Genomic DNA, 6,979 nt, shown 5'->3' on the forward strand with positions numbered 1-6,979 from the left:
GCCCCCTACATCACCGCCCCCACCCCGTCCACCCCCCGGCCGGGGGCCTGGCGCCGGGCCGCGGCGACCCGCCCCCCCCCCCGGGGGGTGGGGGGGGGGGGGGTCCCACCCCCCCCCCCCCCCCCCCGCCGCCGTTGTCGGTGGCAGCGGATAGCCTGGCGTGAAGTCGAAGATCACCGAGGGGAGGGGCGCGTGCGGGTACTGGGAGTGGACCCCGGGCTGACGCGATGCGGCGTGGGCGTCGTCGAAGGACGCGCGGGCCGGCCGCTCACCATGGTGGACGTCGGGGTCGTACGCACCCCCGTGGACGCCGAGTTGGGACAGCGCCTGGTCGCCATCGAGCAGGGCATCGAGCGGTGGCTGGACGAGCACCGGCCCGAAGTCGTCGCGGTGGAGCGGGTGTTCAGCCAGCACAACGTCCGTACGGTGATGGGCACGGCCCAGGCCAGCGCCGTCGCCATGCTGTGCGCCGCCCGCCGCGGTCTCCCCGTCGCCCTGCACACCCCCAGCGAGGTCAAGGCCGCGGTCACCGGCAGCGGCCGCGCGGACAAGGCCCAGGTCGGTGCCATGGTGACCCGCCTGCTCCGGCTCGACGCACCCCCGAAGCCGGCCGACGCCGCCGACGCCCTGGCGCTCGCCATCTGCCACATCTGGCGCGCCCCCGCCCAGAACAGACTCCAGCAGGCCGTCGCCCTGCACGCCGCCAACGCAACGAAAGGCCGTACGGCATGATCGCCTTCGTGAGCGGCACGGTCGCCGCGCTCGCCCCCGATGCCGCCGTCGTCGAGGTGGGCGGCGTCGGCATGGCCCTGCAGTGCACGCCCAACACGCTCTCCACGCTCCGCCTCGGTCAGCCGGCCAAGCTCGCCACCTCCCTCGTCGTGCGGGAGGACTCCCTCACCCTCTACGGCTTCGTGGACGACGACGAGCGCCAGGTCTTCGAGCTGCTGCAGACGGCGAGCGGGGTCGGCCCCCGGCTCGCGCAGGCGATGCTGGCCGTGCACAGCCCCGACGCCCTGCGGCGCGCCATCGCCACGGGCGACGAGAAGGCCCTCACCGCCGTCCCCGGCATCGGCAGGAAGGGCGCGCAGAAGCTGCTGCTGGAGCTGAAGGACCGGCTGGGCGAGCCGATCGGCGCTCCCGTGGTCGGCGCACCCGTCACCCAGGGCTGGCGCGACCAGCTGCACGCCGCGCTGATCGGCCTCGGATACGCCACCCGCGAGGCCGACGAGGCCGTCTCCGCCGTGGCACCGCAGGCCGAGGCCGCCGGGGGCACACCCCAGGTCGGCCAGCTGCTCAAGGCGGCCCTGCAGACCCTCAACCGCGCCCGCTGACCCGACGGCCCCGCCGGCCGCCCCGACCGCGCCCGCCAGCTAGGAGATCTCCGTGAACTGGGACGACCCGACCGACGCCCCCGCCGCCGAGCGGCTCGTCGGTGCGTCCGCCGACCACGAGGACCAGGCCGTCGAGGCCGCCCTGCGCCCCAAGGACCTGGACGAGTTCATCGGCCAGGAGAAGGTCCGCGAGCAGCTCGACCTCGTGCTGCGCGCCGCACGCGCGCGGGGCGCCACCGCCGACCACGTGCTGCTCTCCGGCGCCCCGGGCCTCGGCAAGACCACCCTCTCGATGATCATCGCGGCCGAGATGGGCGCCCCGATCCGCATCACCAGCGGCCCGGCCATCCAGCACGCGGGCGACCTGGCCGCGATCCTCTCCTCCCTCCACGAGGGCGAGGTCCTCTTCCTCGACGAGATCCACCGCATGTCCCGGCCCGCCGAGGAGATGCTGTACATGGCGATGGAGGACTTCCGGGTCGACGTGATCGTCGGCAAGGGGCCGGGCGCCACCGCCATCCCGCTCGAGCTGCCTCCGTTCACCCTGGTCGGCGCCACCACGCGCGCGGGCCTGCTGCCGCCCCCGCTGCGCGACCGCTTCGGGTTCACCGCGCACATGGAGTTCTACGAGCCGGCCGAGCTGGAGCGCGTCATCCACCGCTCCGCGAACCTGCTCGACGTCGAGGTCCAGGGCGACGGCGCTGCGGAGATCGCCGGCCGCTCCCGCGGCACGCCCCGTATCGCCAACCGCCTGCTGCGCCGGGTGCGCGACTACGCCCAGGTCAAGGCCGACGGCATCGTCACCAGAGACATCGCGGCGGCCGCCCTCGCGGTGTACGAGGTCGACGCCCGCGGCCTCGACCGCCTCGACCGGGGAGTCCTGGAGGCCCTGCTCAAGCTGTTCGGCGGCGGTCCGGTCGGCCTGTCGACGCTCGCGGTCGCGGTGGGGGAGGAGCGCGAGACCGTCGAGGAGGTGGCCGAGCCGTTCCTCGTCCGGGAGGGTCTGCTCGCCCGCACCCCGCGCGGACGGGTCGCCACACCGGCGGCATGGGCGCATCTCGGACTCACCCCGCCCCGCTCGGCCACTGCGGGAAACGGACAACAGGACCTGTTCGGGACGTGATGGCATCGTGACGGCGCGGGCATTGGCCGGGCCAGGAACCCAGGTGCCATGCTGAACGTTGTTCCCTGCGCGCGGACTCGCTTAGACTCCGCCGATGCCGCCGTTGTCGGCGGTATACATACCCCCATCCATCAGGCCGCTCCCCATCGCGGTCGTGCGAAGGAAAATCCGTCCCGTGAATATCACTGTGCTCCTCCCGTTCATCGTGCTCATCGGGGCCATGTTCCTCATGACCCGCTCGGCCAAGCGCAAGCAGCACCAGGCCGCGCAGATGCGCAACGAGATGCAGCCCGGCAGCGGCGTCCGCACGATCGGGGGCATGTACGCGACGGTCAAGGAGGTCAATGAGGACACGGTCCTCCTCGACGCCGGCCCGGGCGTCGAGCTCCTCTTCGCGAAGAACGCCATCGGTTCCGTGCTCAGCGACGACGAGTACAACCGCATCGTGCACGGCATCGAGCACGACCTGAAGTCCGACACCGACGTGGTCCCGGACGACGCCTCCTCCCTCACCGAGACCGACGACTCCGCCGACGAAGCTGCCGCCGCCTCCGACGACAAGTCCGTCGACCTCGGCAAGAAGGACGCGCCCGAGGAGCCGGCCGACGACACCGCGGCCGCCGAGGCCACGTCGGGCGCCGAGGCCACGTCGGACGCAGAGCCGAAGAAGACCGACGGCGACTCCGAGGCGAAGTAGGACGGCTCCGGGGCGCGCGGGCCAGCACCGCGCGCCCCGGAACACGTACAGCTCGCAGCGGATCCCGACACCATGTCATGGCCGCCCCCGCCCCTGACCCGGCGCCGGGCGGCCCGAGAGGGAGTACGAGAAGGTGGCAGCACCTAAGAGGGGCCGGAGCGGGAGTGCCCAGAGCAAGCCGTGGCGACCGCTGGCCCTCATCCTGATCGCCATCGTGGCGCTCACCGGGGGAATGTTCGCCTCCGGGCAGACCACTCCGCGTCTCGGCATCGACCTGGCCGGCGGCACGAGCATCACGCTCGAGGCGGTGAACGAGCCGGGTCAGCCCAACGCGATCAACAAGACCAACATGGACACGGCGGTCGCCATCATGAACCGCCGTGTCAACGGTCTGGGCGTGTCCGAGACCGAGGTCCAGACCCAGGGCACCAAGAACATCATCGTCAACATCCCCAGGGGCACCAACTCCGCGGAGGCCCGCAAGCAGGTCGGCACCACCGCCAAGCTGTACTTCCGCCCGGTGCTCGCCACCGAGGTCTCCGGCGGCTCGGCCACGGCCAGCCCGTCGCCGAGCGGCCCCGGCAGCCCTTCGGCCAAGGCGACCGACAAGGGGCAGAAGGCCTCCGGCACGGCGACCCCGTCCTCCTCCGCGAGCCCGTCGGCCACGGCCACCTCGCAGGGCCGCGCGGTCACCGACGGCCTCAAGGCCTCCCCCAGCCCCTCGCCGTCGGCGAGCAGCAGCTCCGCCGCCAGTGACGCGGCCGCCAAGCTGCAGGCGCAGTACGCCGCCCTCGACTGCACCAAGAAGTCGGTTCAGACCACGGCCGGCAAGAACACCAAGGCCACCGATCCCACCGTCGCCTGCGGCAAGAACTCCTCGGGCCAGTGGCAGAAGTACATCCTCGGCCCCGCCGCCGTCGACGGCACCGACGTCAAGAAGGCCCAGGCCGTCTTCAACACGCAGACCGCCGCCGGCTGGACCGTCACCATGGAGTTCACCGGCAAGGGCACCAAGAAGTTCGCCGACATCACCGGCCAGCTGGCCCAGAAGCAGTCCCCGCAGAACCAGTTCGCGATCGTCCTCGACGGCGAGGTCGTCTCCGACCCGTACGTGCGGCAGGCGCTGACCGGAGGCAACGCGGAGATCTCCGGCAGCTTCAGCCAGCAGGAGGCCCAGGGCCTCGCCAACATGCTGTCCTACGGCGCGCTCCCCCTCTCCTTCAAGGAGCTGAGCGTCACCACCGTCACCGCCGCGCTCGGCGGCGAGCAACTGCACGCCGGCCTGATCGCGGGCGCGATCGGCCTCGCGCTGGTCGTGCTCTACCTGCTGATCTTCTACCGCGGCCTGTCGGTCATCGCGATCCCCTCGCTGCTGGTCTCCGCGATCCTCACGTACGTGATCATGTCGCTGCTCGGTCCCGCGATCCACTTCGCGCTGAACCTGCCGGCCGTCTGCGGTGCGATCGTCGCCATCGGTATCACGGCGGACTCGTTCATCGTGTTCTTCGAACGGATCAGGGACGAGATCCGCGAGGGCCGCTCGCTGCGTCCCGCCGTCGAACGGGCCTGGCCGCGCGCCCGGCGCACCATCCTGGTCTCCGACTTCGTGTCGTTCCTCGCCGCGGCGGTGCTGTTCATCGTCACCGTCGGCAAGGTCCAGGGCTTCGCGTTCACCCTGGGTCTGACCACCGTGCTCGACGTGGTGGTCGTCTTCCTGTTCACCAAGCCGCTGATGACGCTGCTGGCCCGCCGCAAGTTCTTCGCGAACGGCCACAAGTGGTCCGGCCTGGATCCCAAGGCCCTCGGCGCCAAACCGCCGCTGCGCCGCACCCGTCGTCCGTCCCGTCCCGCCGCAGGCCCCGTCGACCCGAAGGAGGCCTGAGATGTCGAAACTCGGCAGCCTCGGCGCCCGACTGCACCGCGGCGAGGTCGGCTACGACTTCGTCGGCAAGCGCAAGATCTGGTACGGCATCTCGATCCTGATCACCATCACGGCCATCCTGGGCCTGGCGGTGCGCGGCCTGAACATGGGCATCGAGTTCCAGGGCGGCGCCGTGTTCACGACGCCGAAGCACATGAGCGCCTCGGTCACCCAGGCCGAGTCGTTCGCGACGCAGGCCTCCGGCCACGACGTGATCGTCCAGAAGCTCGGCGACGGCAGCCTGCGCATCCAGATCGCCGACATCGACACGGGCAAGTCCGACGCGATCAAGGAAAAGCTCGCCACGGACCTGAAGGTCAACTCGGAGGACATCAACGCGGACCTGGTCGGCCCCAGCTGGGGCGACCAGATCGCCAACAAGGCCTGGGAGGGCCTGGCGATCTTCATGGTCCTCGTGGTGCTCTACCTCGCGATCGCCTTCGAGTGGCGCATGGCCCTGGCCGCGCTCGTCGCCCTGATCCACGACATCACGATCACCACCGGCATCTACGCCCTCGTCGGCTTCGAGGTCACGCCGGGCACGGTGATCGGTCTGCTGACGATCCTCGGTTACTCGCTCTACGACACGGTCGTCGTCTTCGACAGCCTCAAGGAGCAGACGAAGGACATCACCAAGCAGACCCGCTGGACCTACAGCGACGTCGCCAACCGGTCGATCAACAGCACCCTGATGCGGTCCATCAACACCACCGTGGTCGCGCTGCTGCCGGTCGCGGGCCTGCTGTTCATCGGCGGCGGCTTCCTCGGCGCCGGCATGCTCAACGACATCTCGCTGTCGCTGTTCGTCGGCCTGGCGGCCGGCGCGTACTCCTCGATCTTCATCGCCACGCCGCTCGTCGCCGACCTCAAGGAGCGCGAGCCGCAGATGAAGGCGCTGCGCAAGCGCGTCCTCGCCAAGCGGGCGCAGGCCGCGGCCCAGGACGAACCGGTGCGGTCCGAGTACGCCGACGGGACGGACGACGAGCCCGAGGACGCCGCTCCCGCGGTCGTCGGCCCGCGCAACCAGGCGGCCGGCCAGGCCGGGGGCCGCACCCAGCCCGGGGGCCGCACCCAGCCCTCGTCGCGCAACCGCGGCCGTGGCCGCCCCTCGGGGAAGCGCCGATGACCGGCATCGAGGAGCTGCTGCTCAGCCGCATCCGCGATGTGGCCGACTACCCGGAGCCGGGCGTGATGTTCAAGGACATCACGCCGCTCCTGGCGGATCCGGCCGCGTTCTCGGCGCTCACCGACACCCTCGCCGAGATCGCCGACCGCTCCGGCGCCACCAAGATCGTCGGCCTGGAGGCCCGCGGCTTCATTCTCGGTGCCCCGGTCGCGATCCGCGCCGGGCTCGGCTTCATCCCGGTACGCAAGGCGGGCAAGCTGCCCGGAGCCACCCTGGGCCAGGCGTACGAGCTGGAGTACGGCTCGGCGGAGATCGAGGTGCACGCCGAGGACCTGTCCGCCGACGACCGCATACTGATCGTCGACGACGTCCTCGCCACCGGCGGCACCGCCGAGGCCTCCATCCAGCTGATCCGCCGCGCGGGCGCCGAGGTCGCGGGCCTCGCGGTCCTGATGGAGCTCGGCTTCCTCAGCGGCCGCACCCGCCTGGAACCGGCCCTCGCCGGCGCCCCCCTGGAAGCCGTACTCACCATCTGAGCGAATCTCCGAGAACGACAGAGCCCCGAGTACGACTGAGCGCACTCGGGGCTTTGCCGTTCTCCGCCGTTACTCAGGTTGAATCCGTGATGTCCGGTGTCTCGATCAGGCCCTGAAGGTCCAGGCCGGTGGTCGGCAGGCAGCCTCTGATCAGGTGCGGCCGGTACTGAATTTTCTTGAGTTTCCGCTTGATGACGCGGGTCAGGTGCGCGAGGTCGGCGGCGGCGAAATCGGCCAGGGCC

Annotated in this window: 7 protein-coding genes; all 7 read left to right on the forward strand. The window is 71.2% G+C overall.

Going from position 1 to position 6,979, the window contains the following annotated elements; all coding sequences use genetic code 11:
* Window positions 1-192: 192 nt before the first annotated feature.
* The gene (gene ruvC, locus ACIRPX_RS30475; protein WP_404201194.1) at window positions 193-732 is read left to right on the forward strand and encodes a crossover junction endodeoxyribonuclease RuvC; all 540 of its coding nucleotides are present in this window, start codon (window positions 193-195) and stop codon (window positions 730-732) included.
* Entirely contained in the window at window positions 729-1,334 is a 606-nt protein-coding gene (gene ruvA, locus ACIRPX_RS30480) for a Holliday junction branch migration protein RuvA (RefSeq protein ID WP_404201196.1), read from the forward strand. The genes ruvC and ruvA overlap by 4 nt, the downstream gene beginning before the upstream one ends.
* A gap of 52 nt (window positions 1,335-1,386) precedes the next feature.
* Complete coding sequence (gene ruvB / locus ACIRPX_RS30485) at window positions 1,387-2,457, forward strand: Holliday junction branch migration DNA helicase RuvB (RefSeq protein WP_404201198.1); 1,071 nt, start codon at window positions 1,387-1,389, stop codon at window positions 2,455-2,457.
* A gap of 175 nt (window positions 2,458-2,632) precedes the next feature.
* Window positions 2,633-3,154 carry a preprotein translocase subunit YajC gene (gene yajC, locus ACIRPX_RS30490; RefSeq protein WP_404201200.1) on the forward strand — a complete coding sequence of 174 codons (522 nt, stop codon included), beginning with the start codon at window positions 2,633-2,635 and terminating at the stop codon, window positions 3,152-3,154.
* Window positions 3,155-3,287: 133 nt separating this feature from the next.
* Window positions 3,288-5,036 (forward strand): protein translocase subunit SecD, encoded by a 1,749-nt coding sequence (gene secD, locus ACIRPX_RS30495; RefSeq protein ID WP_404201202.1) that lies wholly within the window; start codon window positions 3,288-3,290, stop codon window positions 5,034-5,036.
* 1 nt (window position 5,037) lies between these two features.
* A complete protein-coding gene (gene secF / locus ACIRPX_RS30500; RefSeq protein ID WP_404201204.1) occupies window positions 5,038-6,201 on the forward strand; it encodes a protein translocase subunit SecF in 1,164 nt (387 codons plus the stop codon).
* On the forward strand, window positions 6,198-6,737 hold the full coding sequence (locus ACIRPX_RS30505; RefSeq protein WP_404201206.1) for an adenine phosphoribosyltransferase: 540 nt from the start codon (window positions 6,198-6,200) through the stop codon (window positions 6,735-6,737). Before secF ends, ACIRPX_RS30505 begins: the two co-directional genes overlap by 4 nt.
* The last annotated feature ends 242 nt before the right edge of the window (window positions 6,738-6,979 follow it).

This window comes from Streptomyces sp. NPDC101225, assembly GCF_044767585.1.
Taxonomy (GTDB): domain Bacteria; phylum Actinomycetota; class Actinomycetes; order Streptomycetales; family Streptomycetaceae; genus Streptomyces.

What these genes read in the sequence shown, in the direction of transcription:
- ruvA (WP_404201196.1), top strand. Translation starts at nt 729, where the DNA reads ATGATCGCCTTCGTGAGCGGCACGGTCGCCGCGCTCGCCCCCGATGCC.
- ACIRPX_RS30505 (WP_404201206.1), top strand. Translation starts at nt 6,198, where the DNA reads ATGACCGGCATCGAGGAGCTGCTGCTCAGCCGCATCCGCGATGTGGCC.
- secF (WP_404201204.1), top strand. Translation starts at nt 5,038, where the DNA reads ATGTCGAAACTCGGCAGCCTCGGCGCCCGACTGCACCGCGGCGAGGTC.